Source organism: Leclercia sp. Colony189, from assembly GCF_009740165.1.
Lineage (GTDB): Bacteria > Pseudomonadota > Gammaproteobacteria > Enterobacterales > Enterobacteriaceae > Enterobacter.
Genome location: NZ_CP046557.1, coordinates 218996 through 235078 on the forward strand (window position 1 = coordinate 218996; position 16083 = coordinate 235078).

12 protein-coding genes and 1 rRNA gene are annotated in these 16083 nt (G+C 56.7%); 10 read left to right on the forward strand and 3 right to left on the reverse strand.

Annotated elements, in window-relative coordinates; genetic code table 11:
• Positions 1-153 precede the first annotated feature (153 nt).
• The 5 genes from rrf (at position 154) to aceK (ending at position 6421) form a co-directional block, all read left to right on the forward strand.
• Positions 154-269, forward strand: a 5S ribosomal RNA gene (rrf, locus tag GNG29_RS01040).
• Between the two features lie 216 nt (positions 270-485).
• Positions 486-1415 (forward strand): homoserine O-succinyltransferase, encoded by a 930-nt coding sequence (gene metA, locus GNG29_RS01045; protein WP_103177818.1) that lies wholly within the window; start codon positions 486-488, stop codon positions 1413-1415.
• 270 nt (positions 1416-1685) lie between these two features.
• Positions 1686-3287, forward strand: a complete 1602-nt coding sequence (gene aceB / locus GNG29_RS01050; RefSeq protein ID WP_156653713.1) for a malate synthase A — start codon at positions 1686-1688, stop codon at positions 3285-3287.
• A gap of 32 nt (positions 3288-3319) precedes the next feature.
• Complete coding sequence (gene aceA, locus GNG29_RS01055) at positions 3320-4624, forward strand: isocitrate lyase (protein ID WP_103177820.1); 1305 nt, start codon at positions 3320-3322, stop codon at positions 4622-4624.
• A gap of 69 nt (positions 4625-4693) precedes the next feature.
• Positions 4694-6421, forward strand: coding sequence for a bifunctional isocitrate dehydrogenase kinase/phosphatase (gene aceK / locus GNG29_RS01060; RefSeq protein WP_156653714.1), 1728 nt, complete (start codon positions 4694-4696; stop codon positions 6419-6421).
• A gap of 81 nt (positions 6422-6502) precedes the next feature.
• On the opposite strand, the gene iclR is transcribed toward aceK, so the two are convergent.
• Complete coding sequence (gene iclR / locus GNG29_RS01065; RefSeq protein WP_103177822.1) at positions 6503-7327, reverse strand: glyoxylate bypass operon transcriptional repressor IclR; 825 nt, start codon at positions 7325-7327, stop codon at positions 6503-6505.
• Between the two features lie 195 nt (positions 7328-7522).
• Between iclR and metH the strand changes: the two genes are divergently transcribed.
• The 5 genes from metH (at position 7523) to rluF (ending at position 14793) form a co-directional block, all read left to right on the forward strand.
• Complete coding sequence (gene metH, locus GNG29_RS01070; protein ID WP_156653715.1) at positions 7523-11206, forward strand: methionine synthase; 3684 nt, start codon at positions 7523-7525, stop codon at positions 11204-11206.
• A 228-nt stretch (positions 11207-11434) separates the two neighbouring features.
• On the forward strand, positions 11435-13066 hold the full coding sequence (locus GNG29_RS01075; RefSeq protein ID WP_156653716.1) for a Na/Pi cotransporter family protein: 1632 nt from the start codon (positions 11435-11437) through the stop codon (positions 13064-13066).
• Positions 13067-13174: 108 nt separating this feature from the next.
• Complete coding sequence (locus GNG29_RS01080) at positions 13175-13531, forward strand: type II toxin-antitoxin system RelE/ParE family toxin (RefSeq protein ID WP_103177825.1); 357 nt, start codon at positions 13175-13177, stop codon at positions 13529-13531.
• Complete coding sequence (locus GNG29_RS01085) at positions 13528-13866, forward strand: helix-turn-helix domain-containing protein (protein WP_103177826.1); 339 nt, start codon at positions 13528-13530, stop codon at positions 13864-13866. Before GNG29_RS01080 ends, GNG29_RS01085 begins: the two co-directional genes overlap by 4 nt.
• A gap of 51 nt (positions 13867-13917) precedes the next feature.
• Entirely contained in the window at positions 13918-14793 is an 876-nt protein-coding gene (gene rluF / locus GNG29_RS01090) for a 23S rRNA pseudouridine(2604) synthase RluF (protein WP_103825377.1), read from the forward strand.
• Here rluF and GNG29_RS01095 read toward each other — a convergent pair whose 3' ends face one another.
• Together GNG29_RS01095 and panS are read right to left on the reverse strand one after the other, a co-directional pair.
• A complete protein-coding gene (locus GNG29_RS01095) occupies positions 14794-15066 on the reverse strand; it encodes a DUF3811 domain-containing protein (RefSeq protein WP_103177828.1) in 273 nt (90 codons plus the stop codon).
• 62 nt (positions 15067-15128) lie between these two features.
• A complete protein-coding gene (gene panS, locus GNG29_RS01100; RefSeq protein WP_103177829.1) occupies positions 15129-16073 on the reverse strand; it encodes a ketopantoate/pantoate/pantothenate transporter PanS in 945 nt (314 codons plus the stop codon).
• Positions 16074-16083: the final 10 nt, after the last annotated feature.

The following is a 16083-nucleotide window of genomic DNA, read 5'->3' on the forward strand; positions in this document are numbered from 1 at the left end:
ATTGATTCAGAGTTAAGTACACAATAGTTTGCGCAGCAGCAAGGCGGCAAGCGAAGGAAAGGAAGGAGCATACTGAAGTATGTGACTGACTTTACGAGCGCGGCCAACGCGGCTGATGCGATAAAGTATTGCGTACAGAGCACCAAGAATTTGCCTGGCGGCTGTAGCGCGGTGGTCCCACCTGACCCCATGCCGAACTCAGAAGTGAAACGCCGTAGCGCCGATGGTAGTGTGGGGTCTCCCCATGCGAGAGTAGGGAACTGCCAGGCATCAATTAAAGCCGAAAGCCCATCCTCACGGATGGGCTTTTTGCGTTGGGCGTTAAAAAAGCCGGGTGGCGGCTTCGCCTTACCCGGCCTACGGCTATCCCTTTCTTGAAACTTTCTCACCTTTCACATGCAGACTCGACATTTGCCCGATTCCTGGTTATTGTCAGCTATCTGGATGTCTAAACGTTTATACGTATGCTGTGAGGATGTAAGGTTATGCCGATTCGGGTGCAGGACGAGCTACCAGCCGTCAATTTCTTGCGTGAAGAAAATGTCTTTGTCATGACGGCTTCGCGCGCTACAGGTCAGGAAATTCGCCCTTTGAAGGTGCTTATCCTGAACCTGATGCCAAAGAAGATTGAGACGGAAAATCAGTTCCTCCGCTTGCTCTCAAACTCCCCGCTGCAGGTCGATATTCAGCTGCTGCGTATTGATGCGCGCGAGTCCCGTAATACGCCTTCTGAGCATCTCAATAACTTCTACTGCAACTTTGAAGATATCCGTAACGAGAACTTTGATGGCTTGATCGTTACCGGTGCGCCGCTTGGCCTGGTTGAATTCAACGACGTGGCCTACTGGCCGCAAATCAAGCAGGTGCTGGAGTGGGCCAAAGATCATGTCACTTCAACCCTGTTCGTCTGCTGGGCGGTCCAGGCGGCGCTCAACATTCTGTACGGCATCCCTAAACAAACCCGTACCGAAAAGCTCTCTGGTGTCTATGAGCATCATATTCTGCATCCTCATGCGCTGCTGACTCGCGGGTTTGATGACTCCTTCCTGGCGCCGCATTCGCGCTATGCCGATTTCCCGGCTGCATTGATTCGTGACTACACCGATCTTGAGATCCTCGCGGAAACCGAAGAGGGCGATGCCTATCTGTTTGCCAGCAAAGACAAGCGTATTGCCTTTGTCACCGGTCATCCGGAATACGATCCCGATACCCTGGCGAGCGAATATTTCCGCGATGTGGAAGCGGGTTTAAATCCGGACGTACCGTACAACTATTTCCCGCAAAACGATCCGCAAAACAAACCGCGTGCCACCTGGCGCAGCCACGGCAATCTGCTGTTTACCAACTGGCTTAACTACTACGTCTATCAGATCACGCCGTACGATCTGCGCCACATGAATCCGACCCTGGATTAATCTTCTGACGATCCTCATCCTGTAGCGTTTCAGCTCTCCAGTTAAGGCACCTTTGGGTGCCTTTTTTATTTCCGAAATTAACTCCGTCTGTAGATATATTTTTAAACCCATCTTTATCAGTAAGTTACATAGCATTTTAATTAAAAATGGAAATTGTTTTTGATTTTATCGTAGAGCGAGATAGTCTTAACTCTGCTGAACGAAAACTACACAAGGATCTTTCGTTCGCGTGGGGGAAATAAATTCGGATCAATGACGAGGAGCAGCGCAATGAATCAACAGGCAACCATTATCGATGAACTGTCCTTTACTCAACCGCATGGTGAGCAGGAGAAGCAGATCCTGACCGCCGATGCCGTAGAGTTCCTCACCGAGCTGGTGACCCGCTTCACGCCAAAACGCAATAAATTACTGGCGGCACGCATTCAGCAGCAGCAAGACATTGATAACGGCAAGGTGCCTGACTTTATTTCGGAAACCGATTCCATTCGAGAAGGAAACTGGACGATCCGCGGTATCCCGCAGGATCTACAGGACCGACGCGTTGAAATCACCGGCCCGGTAGAACGCAAGATGGTGATCAACGCGCTGAACGCCAATGTGAAGGTCTTTATGGCCGATTTTGAAGATTCACTGGCACCCGACTGGAATAAAGTGATTGATGGGCAGATCAACCTGCGTGATGCGGTTGATGGCACCATCAGCCACACCAACGAAGCGGGCAAAATCTACCAGCTTAAGCCCAACCCGGCGGTACTGGTTTGCCGCGTACGTGGCCTGCATTTACCGGAAAAGCATGTCACCTGGAACAATGAGGCGATCCCCGGCAGCCTGTTCGATTTTGCGCTCTACTTCTTCCATAACCATAAAAACCTGCTGGCAAAAGGCAGCGGACCTTACTTCTATCTGCCAAAAACCCAGTCATGGCAGGAAGCGGCCTGGTGGAGTGAGGTCTTTAGTTACACTGAGGACCGTTTTGAACTGCCGCGCGGCACCATCAAGGCCACGCTGCTGATTGAAACGTTGCCTGCGGTCTTCCAGATGGATGAGATTCTGCATGCCCTGCGTGACCACATTGTTGGCCTGAACTGTGGCCGCTGGGATTACATCTTCAGCTACATCAAGACCCTGAAGAACCACCCGGATCGCGTTCTGCCCGATCGTCAGGTGGTGACGATGGATAAATCTTTCCTCAATGCCTATTCGCGTCTGCTGATCAAAACCTGCCACAAACGCGGCGCCTTCGCGATGGGCGGAATGGCAGCGTTTATTCCCAGCAAAGACAGCGAACGTAACACCCAGGTGCTGAATAAAGTGAAGGCCGATAAAGAGCTGGAAGCCAGCAACGGCCATGACGGCACGTGGGTGGCGCACCCCGGCCTGGCAGATACCGCCATGGAGGTGTTCAACCGCATCCTGGGCGATAACAAAAACCAGCTGCACGTAACCCGCGAAGATGATGCGCCCGTTACCGCTGCACAGCTCCTCGAGCCGTGCGAGGGCGAGCGCACCGAAGAGGGGATGCGCGCCAACATCCGCGTGGCCGTCCAGTACATCGAAGCGTGGATCTCCGGTAACGGCTGTGTACCGATTTACGGTCTGATGGAGGATGCCGCCACCGCCGAGATCTCCCGCACCTCTATCTGGCAGTGGATCCATCATCAGAAAACGCTCAGCAACGGCAAGCCCGTCACCAAAGCCCTGTTCCGCCAGATGCTGTCGGAAGAGATGCTGAACATTCAGGAAGAGCTGGGCGAGCACCGCTTCAGCAGCGGCCGCTTCGACGCCGCCGCGCGCCTGATGGAACAGATCACCACCTCAGATGACTTAATCGACTTCCTGACGCTGCCGGGCTACCGCCTGCTGGCCTGATTTCACCACATAACAATATGGAGCATCTGCACATGAAAACCCGTACCCAACAGATCGAAGCATTACAGAACGAGTGGACTCAGCCGCGCTGGGAAGGCATTGAACGCCCTTATAGCGCTGAGGATGTGGTGAAGTTGCGCGGCTCGGTAAACCCGGAATGCACCCTGGCGCAGCTGGGTGCCGCCAAAATGTGGCGTCTGCTGCACGGCGAGTCGAAGAAAGGCTACATCAACAGCCTCGGCGCGCTGACCGGTGGCCAGGCGTTGCAGCAGGCGAAAGCGGGCATTGAAGCGGTCTATCTGTCAGGCTGGCAGGTGGCGGCAGATGCCAACCTCGCGTCCAGCATGTACCCGGATCAGTCCCTCTATCCGGCGAATTCCGTCCCGGCCGTGGTGGAGCGAATCAACAATACCTTCCGTCGTGCGGATCAGATCCAGTGGGCATCCGGTATTGAGCCAAACGATCCGCGCTTCGTAGATTACTTCCTGCCGATTGTGGCCGACGCCGAGGCGGGCTTTGGTGGGGTTCTGAATGCCTTTGAGCTGATGAAATCGATGATTGAAGCCGGTGCAGCGGCTGTCCATTTCGAAGATCAGCTGGCGTCCGTGAAGAAGTGTGGACACATGGGCGGCAAAGTGCTGGTTCCGACTCAGGAGGCGATCCAGAAACTGGTAGCTGCCCGTCTGGCCGCTGACGTCATGGGCGTCCCGACGCTGGTGATTGCCCGTACCGATGCCGATGCCGCAGATCTGATCACCTCCGACTGCGACCCTTACGACAGTCAGTTTATTACCGGCGAACGCACCAGCGAAGGGTTCTACCGTACCCATGCCGGCATTGAGCAGGCGATCAGCCGCGGTCTGGCGTATGCTCCCTATGCTGACCTGGTGTGGTGCGAAACCTCCACCCCGGATCTGGCGCTGGCGAAACGCTTTGCCGATGCCATCCATGCGAAATACCCGGGCAAGCTGCTGGCCTACAACTGCTCGCCCTCCTTTAACTGGCAGAAAAACCTGGACGATAAAACGATCGCCAGCTTCCAGCAGGAACTGTCGGAGATGGGCTACAAATACCAGTTCATCACCCTGGCCGGCATTCACAGCATGTGGTTCAACATGTTCGACCTGGCGCACGCCTACGCGCAGGGCGAGGGCATGAAGCACTACGTCGAGAAGGTCCAGCAGCCGGAGTTCGCGGCAAGCCAAAAGGGCTATACCTTCGTCTCGCACCAGCAGGAGGTGGGAACAGGCTACTTCGACAGAGTGACCACCATCATTCAGGGCGGTGCCTCCTCCGTCACCGCCCTGACCGGGTCGACCGAAGAAGCGCAGTTCTGATAACGGAAACGCCCGGTGGCGCTGCGCTTACCGGGCCTACGGTTCTGTTTCCTGGGGTGAGGGACATCTATGTCGCGTGGCCTGGAATTGCTGATTGCGCAGACCATTTTGCAGGGCTTTGATGCTCAGTATGGCCGTTTTCTGGAAGTGACGGGCGGGGCGCAGCAGCGCTTCGAGCAGGCAGACTGGCACGCCGTGCAGCAGGCCATGAAACAGCGTATTCATCTCTACGATCATCATGTGGGTCTGGTGGTAGAGCAGCTGCGCTGCATCACCGGCAGCATCGATATCAATGCCGCTTTTTTGCTGCGGGTGAAAAGCCATTACACCCAGCTTATGCCGGACTATCCGCGCTATGAGATTGCAGAAAGCTTTTTTAACTCCGTCTACTGTCGGCTGTTTGATCACCGCTCGCTGTCACCGGAGCGGCTTTTTATTTTCAGCTCTCAGCCGGGGCAACGTTTCCGCACCCTGCCGCGTCCGCTGGCGAAAGATTTCTATCCTGAACAGGGATGGGAGGCGTTGTTAACCAAAGTGTTAGCCGACCTTCCCCTGCGCCTGCCGTGGCAAAATCGCCCTCGAGATGTCGGGTATATCATCGCCCATCTTTGCGAAACGCTCGGTGCAGACAACCTGCGCAACTGCCATCTGCAGGTGGCTAACGAACTTTTCTACCGCAACAAAGCCGCCTGGCTGGTGGGGAAACTGATTACCCCGGGCGCCACGCTGCCGTTTTTACTGCCCATTCACCGCAGCGATGAAGGTGAACTGGTGGTGGATACCTGCCTGACTACCAGCGCCGAAGCGAGCATTGTTTTCGGCTTCGCCCGTTCCTACTTTATGGTTTACGCCCCCCTGCCAGGCGCGCTGGTGGAGTGGCTGCGTGAGATCCTGCCCGGTAAAACCACCGCTGAGTTGTATATGGCGATAGGGTGCCAGAAACATGCGAAAACCGAGAGCTACCGGGAATATCTGCACTATATCACCCATGCGGATGAGCAGTTTATCGAGGCGCCAGGCATTCGCGGCATGGTGATGCTGGTCTTTACCCTGCCGGGTTTTGACCGGGTGTTTAAGGTGATAAAGGATAAATTCGCCCCGCAGAAAGAGATGTCTGCCGCCCATGTGCGCGCCTGCTACCAGCTGGTTAAGGAGCACGATCGCGTCGGGCGCATGGCGGATACCCAGGAGTTTGAGAATTTTGTTCTCGATAAGCGACAGATTGCGCCGCAGCTGATGGCGCTGTTGCTCCAGGAAGCGCCAGAAAAAATCAGCGATCTGGGGGATAAAATCGTCATCAGCCATCTCTACATTGAACGGCGCATGGTGCCGCTCAATATCTGGCTGGAGCAGTCAGAGGGGCAGGCGCTGCACGATGCGATTGAAGAGTACGGCAATGCCATCCGGCAGCTGGCGGCAGCCAATATCTTCCCGGGCGACATGCTGTTTAAAAACTTTGGCGTCACCCGTCACGGGCGGGTCGTATTCTATGACTACGACGAAATCTGCTACATGACGGAAGTGAATTTTCGTGAAATCCCGCCGCCGCGCTACCCGGAAGATGAGCTCGCCAGCGAGCCGTGGTACAGCGTCTCGCCGGGGGATGTCTTCCCGGAGGAGTTTCGCCACTGGTTATGCGCTGACCCGCGTATCGGAGCTCTGTTTGAAGAGATGCATGCCGATCTGTTTCGCGCCGATTACTGGCGTGGCCTGCAGACCCGCATTAAGAACGGGCATGTGGAAGATGTTTATGCTTACCGGCGTAAGCAGCGGTTTAGCGTGAAGTATGCGGCTTAACGCCGGGTGGCGGCTGCGCCTTATCCGGCCTACAGAGTTTTGTAGGCCCGTGCAAGCGTAGCGCCGCCGGGCATTGAAGACTTAACGAATCCCACCATACGCCAGCGTCACCTCTTTCGCCGCCTTAATCACCAGCGCTCCCAGCTCTGTCACCCGGTCGTCGGTCATGCGTGAGATCGGCCCGGAGATGGAGATAGCGGCAAACGGCTCGCGGTGCTCATCATAAATGCAGGCGGCAATACAGCGCAGGCCGAGAGCATGCTCTTCATCATCGAAGGAATAGCCGCGCTTGCGCGTCAGGGCTAAATCTTCTTTCAGATGGACCGGTGATACCAGCGTGGCATGGGTATAGGCGTGTAAGCCTTTGCGGTGCAGCAGACCCGTTACCTGCTCTTCGCTGAGCTGGGATAAAAACGCTTTTCCCGCCCCGGAGGCGTGCATCGGCAGCTTGCCGCCAATCGGGGCTGACATGCGCATCAGTTGGGTACACTGCACCTGGTCGATAATAATCGCCTGGTGATCGCTCTGATCGAGCACCGCCAGGTTGACCGTCTCGCCGGAGTCTTCCATCAGCTTGCGCAGGATCGGATGGACAATGGCGAGCAGGTTACGGCTCTGCAAAAAGCTGCTGCCGACAATAAACGCGTGGGCACCCACGGACCAGTGCCCGAGCTCGCCCACCTGACGAACAAAGCCCAACTGCTGCATAGTGGTCAGCAGGCGATGGGTGGTGGAGTTTGGCAGACCTGCCTGCTGGGCCAGCTCCGTTAGCGCCACGCTGCTGTGCGACTCGGCTATCCATTCAAGGAGCTTTAACCCCCGTGTCAGGGACTGGACTTGACCGCCCGCCTGGGCGGTCGCGGCGGCGGGTTTTCTGCCGCGTTTAGCGGGAACGGTGGCGACCATGGCAGGCTCCTTTTTTCTGTATCGTGGAAATCATTTTCGTTTTATTTGGATGTTTTGCAACCGTTATCCTGACTGATCGGATGAGTCATGCTGAACATGTCTCATGTTACCGCGGTGTGACTTTTCCCCTTAGCAAGATTATGCCAGTATGGACTGCTGGCCTTTTGGCCTGGTTGAGCGTTGTCGGGAGCAAGTGTGAGCAGCAAAGTAGATCAACTGCGTGCGCAGTTAAATGAACGCATTCTGGTACTGGATGGCGGTATGGGCACCATGATCCAGAGCTATCGTCTGAGTGAAGACGACTTTCGCGGCGACCGTTTCGCCGACTGGCCCTGCGATCTGAAAGGTAACAATGACCTGCTGGTACTCAGCAAGCCAGAGATTATCGCCGCCATTCACTACGCCTATTTCGAGGCGGGTGCGGATATCGTTGAAACCAACACCTTTAACTCGACAACCATCGCCATGGCGGATTACGAGATGGAATCCCTGTCGGCGGAGATCAACTACGAGGCAGCGAAGCTGGCCCGCGCCTGCGCCGATGAGTGGACGGCCCGCACGCCAGAGAAACCGCGCTATGTGGCGGGCGTACTTGGCCCGACCAACCGCACCGCCTCTATCTCGCCGGATGTGAACGATCCGGCTTTTCGTAATATCACCTTTGACCAGCTGGTGACCGCGTACCGCGAGTCCACCAAAGCGCTGGTGGAAGGCGGTGTCGATCTGATCATGATTGAAACGGTCTTCGATACGCTCAACGCCAAAGCCGCCATCTACGCGGTGAAAGAGGAGTTCGAAGCCCTGGGTGTCGACCTGCCGATTATGATCTCCGGCACCATCACCGATGCCTCTGGCCGTACCCTTTCCGGGCAGACGACCGAAGCCTTTTATAACTCCCTGCGCCACGCCGATGCGCTGACCTTTGGTCTGAACTGTGCGCTGGGGCCGGACGAACTGCGCCAGTATGTGCAGGAGCTGTCGCGCATCGCGGAGTGCTACGTCACTGCCCACCCGAATGCCGGTCTGCCAAACGCATTTGGTGAGTACGATCTCGATGCCGCCACCATGGCGGCGCAGATCCGCGAGTGGGCTGAATCCGGGTTCCTGAATATCGTCGGCGGCTGCTGCGGCACCACGCCAGAGCACATTGCTGCCATGAGCAACGCGGTGGCGGGCCTGGCACCACGTAAGCTCCCCGACCTGCCGGTGGCCTGTCGACTGTCTGGTCTTGAGCCGCTGAACATTGGCGATGAGAGCCTGTTTGTGAACGTTGGCGAACGTACCAACGTGACCGGCTCCGCGAAGTTCAAACGCCTGATCAAAGAAGAGAAGTACAGCGAAGCGCTGGACGTTGCCCGCCAGCAGGTTGAGAGCGGGGCGCAGATTATTGATATCAACATGGATGAGGGGATGCTCGACGCCGAAGCGGCGATGGTGCGTTTCCTCAACCTGATCGCCGGTGAGCCGGACATTGCCCGCGTGCCGATTATGATCGACTCCTCGAAGTGGGAAGTGATCGAAAAAGGGCTGAAGTGCATTCAGGGTAAGGGGATTGTTAACTCCATCTCCATGAAAGAGGGGGTTGAGCCCTTTATCCATCACGCGAAGATGGTGCGCCGCTACGGTGCCGCCGTGGTGGTGATGGCCTTTGACGAAGTGGGCCAGGCGGATACCCGCGAGCGCAAAATTGAGATTTGCCGCCGTGCGTACAAGATCCTGACCGAAGAAGTGGGCTTCCCGCCGGAAGACATCATCTTTGACCCGAACATCTTTGCCGTCGCCACCGGGATTGAAGAGCACAATAACTACGCCCAGGACTTTATCGGCGCGTGTGAAGACATCAAACGTGAGCTGCCGCATGCGCTGATCTCCGGCGGCGTCTCGAACGTGTCGTTCTCGTTCCGCGGCAACGACCCGGTACGTGAAGCGATCCACGCCGTATTCCTCTACTACGCCATCCGCAACGGGATGGACATGGGGATCGTCAACGCTGGCCAGCTGGCGATTTATGACGACCTGCCACTGGAGCTGCGCGACGCGGTTGAGGATGTGATCCTGAATCGCCGCGACGACGCCACCGAGCGCATGCTGGAGCTGGCCGAAAAGTATCGCGGCAGCAAAGCTGATGACAGCGCCAACGTTCAGCAGGCGGAGTGGCGTACCTGGGATGTGAAAAAACGCCTCGAATATTCGCTGGTAAAAGGGATCACCGAGTTTATCGAGCAGGATACCGAAGAGGCCCGCCAGCAGGCCACGCGCCCGATTGAAGTGATCGAAGGGCCGCTGATGGACGGCATGAACGTGGTTGGCGATCTGTTCGGCGAGGGCAAAATGTTCCTGCCGCAGGTGGTGAAGTCCGCCCGCGTAATGAAGCAGGCTGTAGCGTATCTGGAGCCGTTTATCGAAGCCAGCAAAGAGAAGGGCTCCAGTAACGGCAAGATGGTCATCGCCACCGTAAAAGGCGACGTGCATGATATCGGCAAAAACATCGTCGGCGTGGTGCTGCAGTGTAATAACTACGAGATTATCGATCTGGGCGTGATGGTGCCGGCGGAGAAAATCCTCAAAACCGCACGCGAAGTGAATGCCGATCTGATTGGCCTTTCCGGACTGATCACCCCGTCGCTGGATGAGATGGTCAACGTGGCAAAAGAGATGGAGCGCCAGGGCTTTACCCTTCCGCTGCTCATTGGCGGGGCGACCACCTCAAAAGCGCATACCGCGGTGAAGATTGAGCAGAACTACAGCGGGCCGACGGTATACGTGCAGAACGCCTCGCGCACGGTTGGCGTGGTTTCGGCGCTGCTGTCCGAAACCCAGCGCGACGACTTTGTTGCCAGAACCCGCAAAGAGTATGAAACGGTGCGCATTCAGCACGGGCGTAAAAAGCCGCGTACCCCGCCGGTAACGCTGGCTGCGGCGCGGGATAACGACCTGGCCTTTGACTGGTCGAGCTATACGCCGCCGGTCGCCCATCGCCTGGGCGTGCAGGAGGTGACGGCCAGCATCGAGACCCTGCGTAACTATATCGACTGGACGCCGTTCTTTATGACCTGGTCGCTGGCCGGGAAGTACCCGCGTATTCTGGAAGATGAGGTGGTAGGCGAGGAGGCGAAGCGCCTGTTTAAAGACGCCAACGACCTGCTCGACAAGCTCAGCGCCGAGAAAACCCTCAACCCGCGCGGCGTGGTGGGGCTGTTCCCGGCGAACCGCGTGGGCGACGACATCGAAATTTATCGCGATGAGACGCGTACTCATGTGCTGACCGTAAGCCATCATCTGCGTCAGCAGACCGAGAAGGTCGGGTTTGCCAACTACTGCCTGGCCGATTTCGTCGCGCCGAAGCTGAGCGGTAAAGCGGACTACATCGGTGCCTTCGCCGTGACCGGCGGGCTGGAGGAGGACGCGCTGGCGGATGCCTACGAAGCGCAGCATGATGATTACAACAAAATCATGATCAAAGCGATTGCCGACCGTCTGGCAGAGGCTTTTGCGGAATACCTGCACGAGCGGGTGCGTAAGGTGCACTGGGGTTACGCGCCTACTGAGAATCTCAGCAATGAGGATCTGATCCGCGAGAACTACCAGGGGATCCGTCCGGCGCCAGGCTACCCGGCCTGCCCGGAGCATACCGAGAAAGGCACTATCTGGCAGCTTCTGGATGTCGAAACCCATACCGGCATGAAGCTCACCGAGTCCTTCGCCATGTGGCCGGGTGCATCGGTTTCCGGCTGGTACTTCAGTCACCCTGACAGCAAATACTTCGCCGTGGCGCAGATCCAGCGTGACCAGGTGGAAGATTATGCCCTGCGTAAAGGGATGAGCGTGGCGGAGGTGGAGCGCTGGTTAGCGCCAAACCTCGGCTACGACGCCGACTGACCTGACTGCGCCGCCGACGGTCAGGGCCCGGCTCACGTCACGTTTCCTTACAACAAACAGGGCACCCAATGGGTGCCCTGTCTCTTTCTTACATTTAAGCCCTTATACTGGAAGAAGGCTCAGCGATCCGCGCCACAACGTAGGCCGGATAAGGCGTAGCCGCCATCCGGCAATACCGCGCGCAATGAGCCTCAGGACAACGCATAACGAAAAGGAGAATCTGTATCCGTGCTGACTCTGCTACATCTGCTTTCTGCCGTGGCGTTGCTGGTCTGGGGCACCCATATTGTCCGTACCGGCGTAATGCGCGTTTTTGGCGCCCGCTTACGTACCGTTCTCAGCCGCAGCGTTGAGAAAAAGCCGCTCGCGTTCTGCGCAGGCATTGGCGTCACCGCGCTGGTGCAAAGCAGTAATGCCACCACCATGCTGGTCACCTCGTTTGTGGCCCAGGATCTGGTGGCGCTGACGCCTGCGCTGGTGATTGTTCTCGGTGCCGATGTAGGGACCGCGCTGATGGCGCGGGTATTGACCTTTGATCTCTCCTGGCTGTCGCCGCTGCTGATCTTTATCGGCGTGATATTTTTCCTTGGCCGTAAGCAGACCCGGGCCGGACAGCTGGGGCGCGTGGGGATCGGCCTTGGGCTGATTCTGCTGGCCCTGGAGCTGATCGTTCAGGCCGTCACCCCCATTACGCAGGCGAGCGGCGTCCAGGTTATCTTCGCTTCGCTGACCGGCGACATCATGCTGGATGCGTTGATTGGTGCGGTGTTTGCGCTTATCAGCTACTCCAGCCTGGCGGCGGTACTGTTAACCGCGACCCTGACCGCGGCGGGGATCATCTCCTTCCCGGTCGCCCTCTGTCTGGTGATTGGTGCGAACCTTGGCTCCGGCCTGCTGGCGGTACTAAACAACAGCGCCGCCAATGCCGCAGCGCGCCGCGTAGCGCTTGGCAGCCTGCTGTTTAAGCTGGTGGGAAGCCTGATTATTCTGCCGTTCGTTAAGCCGCTGGCGGACCTGATGGATAACCTGTCGCTGCCGGAATCGGAGATGGTCATCTACTTCCACGTCTTCTATAACCTGGTGCGCTGCGTGGCGATGGTGCCCTTTGCTGGGCCAATGGCGCGCTTCTGTGAACGTATCATCCGTGATGAACCGGAGCTTGATACCCGTCTGAAACCGAAACATCTTGATACCAGCGCGTTGGATACCCCGGCGCTGGCACTGGCCAATGCCGCCCGCGAAACGCTGCGCATGGGCGATGCAATGGAGTTAATGCTGGAGGGGCTGAAAAAGGTGGTGCATGGCGAGCCGCGGGAAGAGAAAGCGCTGCGTAAACTCGCCGACGATATCAACGTGCTCTATACCGCCATCAAACTCTATCTGGCGCGGATGCCAAAAGATGAGCTGGCGGAAGAGGAGTCCCGCCGCTGGGCGGAGATCATCGAAATGTCGCTCAACCTGGAGCAGGCCTCCGATATCGTCGAGCGCATGGGGAGCGAAATCGCCGACAAATCGCTGGCGGCCCGCCGGGCATTCTCCCTGGAAGGGGTTAAAGAGCTGGACGCACTGCACGATCAGCTGCTCGCCAACCTGAAGCTGGCGATGTCGGTCTTTTTCTCCGGCGACGTACCCAGCGCCCGCCGTCTGCGCCGTAATAAACACCGGTTCCGTATTCTCAACCGTCGCTATTCCCACGCGCACGTTGACCGTCTGCACCAGCAGAACGTGCAAAGCATTGAGACCAGCTCCCTGCACCTGGGGCTGCTTGGCGACATGAAGCGCCTTAACTCCCTGTTCTGCGCGGTGGCTTACAGCGTCATGGAGCAGCCGGATGAGGACGATGATCGGGATGAGTATTGATCTGGAAAGCGCCTCGCAGAACGGAGCGGCGAGGCGTGAGTAAACACATCGCCTGGTTTAATGTTATGCCATGGATGATATGTATAAAATTTTATACAGGGATGTGTTATGCTGCCAGAAAGACCGACCCTGCGCCCGATAGCCTGGGTAGGGAGTGCGTTCGATGATTTGCTCTGTTTTCCCGAAGAGGTCCGCCGGGAGGCTGGCTATCAGTTGCACCGCCTGCAGGCAGGGTTAGAGGCGGCAGACTGGAAGCCAATGACAGAGATTGGCAGAGGCGTGGAAGAAGTCAGATTGCGCAGTAGTTCAGGGGCTTACCGTATCCTCTACCTGGCCCGTTTTGAAGAGGCTGTTTATATCCTGCACTGTTTTATAAAAAAAAGCCGACGTACATCCGAGCACGATAAGCGTATCGCGAAAGCGCGTTTTCAGAGCGTAATGGAGGAGCTAAGGAGTGGAAAATGAGTCAGGCCATTGATTGTAAAATTCGCCATATCACCCCTACAGAGGCAAATATTTTTGCCGAACTCGGCTTTAACGAGCATGAATCTAAACATCTGCAGGAGGATGCCCAGAAAGAAGTCGAACAACTGTTGCTGCTTAAACGACAGCTGATGCAAGAAATTTCAGCATGGATTGCTGAGCATAACCTTCGTCAGGCGGACGCCGCGGAGAAGCTCAATGTCTCACGACCGCGTGTGTCAGATGTCGTGAATCTTAAAACCAGCAAGTTTACTCTTGATACCCTGGTGATGATGCTCAGCAAACTTGGGAAACCTGTCTCAGTGACGGTAGGCTGATCTTTTTACCAGCCGAAACCTAAGGTATATTTCGCCTCTACAGGAGAAATTATGCTGCCAACTCAATCCACCCGATTAAACAAATACATTAGCGAGAGCGGGATCTGCTCGCGCCGCGAGGCTGATCGTTACATCGAACAGGGCAACGTGTTTATCAACGGTAAACGCGCCACCATTGGCGATCAGGTCGTTCCTGGCGATGTGGTCAAAGTGAATGGTCAAACGATCGAGCCCCGTAACGCAGAAGACCTGGTGTTTATCGCGCTGAATAAACCGGTTGGCATTGTCAGTACCACGGAAGATGGCGAGCGTGACAACATCGTGGATTTCGTCAACCACAGCAGCCGTATCTTCCCGATTGGCCGCCTGGACAAAGACTCCCAGGGGTTGATTTTCCTCACCAACCACGGCGATCTGGTGAACAAGATCCTGCGTGCCGGTAACGACCACGAAAAAGAGTACATCGTCACGGTTAACAAACCGGTGACGGACGACTTTATCCGCGGCATGGGGGCAGGCGTTCCGATCCTCGGCACGGTGACGAAAAAGTGCAAGGTGAAGAAAGAGGCGCCGTTCGCGTTCCGCATTACCCTGGTTCAGGGGTTAAACCGGCAGATCCGCCGCATGTGCGAATATTTCGGTTACGAAGTGACGAAGCTGGAACGTACGCGCATCATGAACGTCAGCCTCTCCGGCATCCCGCTGGGCGAGTGGCGCGATCTGACCGATGATGAACTGATTGAGCTCTTTAAGCTGATTGAGAATTCATCCTCGGAAGCAAAACCCAAAGCCAAAGCCAAACCGAAAACCCAGGGCATCAAACGCCCGGTGGTTAAGGCTCCGCAATCGGAAGAGAAAAGCCGGGCGAAGCCTGCCGGAAACGGAAAGCGCTTTACGTCGCCAGGCCGTAAAAAGAAAGGGCGCTAATCAGCGCCTTCCACGGGTTGGGGTATTCGCCGACCAGGAAAACGTCGCCTCTTTATCTACTTTATAAGCCTGCTCTTTTCGAAGTTTGCGGGCTTTTTTGGCATCCAGCTCACGCTGCGCCATCAGTTTGTCGATGTACTCTTTTTTGAGGTGATTGGTTTCGGCGTTGGTCAGCAGACGGCCATGGGCGATACGCGCGCGGTCGAGCAGAGTTTTCAGTTCGCGCTGCTCGCTTTCCGTCATCTCTTTCTGGGTCAATCTTGGTGTGGACATACCTGAAGCCTCCTGTGAAAGAGGCTTCAGTGTAAAGCATGCCTTCGCTGCGGCGAAGTGAATTAACCTTCCTTCACCACATCGCTTTTCTTTTGTCCGTCGAGCGGCTTACCCGACCAGTAACCCGCCAGCAGCGAGCCGGAAAGGTTATGCCATACCGAGAAGAGCGCGCCCGGCAGCGCTGCCAGCGGCGAGAAGTAAATTTTGCCGAGGGCCGCGGCGAGCCCGGAGTTCTGCATCCCCACTTCAATCGCCAGCGTGCGGCAGGTGGATTCGTCAAAGCCGAACAGCTTCCCGCCCCAGTAGCCGCCCATCAGGCCAATAATGTTGTGCAGCACCACGGCGATAATCACCACAAAACCGACAGAGGCAATATGCGCCGCAGAACCGGCGACCACGGCGCTGATGATCGCCAGAATGCAGACCATGGAAAACGCCGGCAGGTACGGCTCAACGGCTTTCACCAGCCGTGGGAACAGGTGATGAATCACCAGCCCCAGCGCAATCGGGATCACCACGATTTGCAGAATGCTCAGCAGCATTCCCATCACATCCACCTGAATGTGGGCATCCACATACAGACGCGTCAGCAGCGGAGTGGCGACCACGCCAACCAGGGTGGAGACAGAGGAGATAGTCACCGACAGCGCCACATCTCCTTTCGCCAGATAGATCATCACGTTGGAGGCGGTACCGCTGGCCACGCTGCCCACCAGCACCATCCCGGCGGAGAGGTCTGGCGGCATCTTAAAGGCGATAGCGAGCGCCCATGCTGCCAGGGGCATCACCAGATAGTGCAGAAAGATCCCCGCCGCGACCGGGGCGGGACGTGACAGGACGCGTTTAAAATCGTCGATTTTCAGGTGCACGCCCATGCCGAACATAATCAGCATCAGCAACGTAGTGACCCACGGGCCGACAGGGGTAAACGTGGTGGGCGTATAATAGGCTATAACAGAGAGCAGCAGCGCCCATAGCGGGAACAGCCGGGTGATGGCGGATAACATACAGATTCCT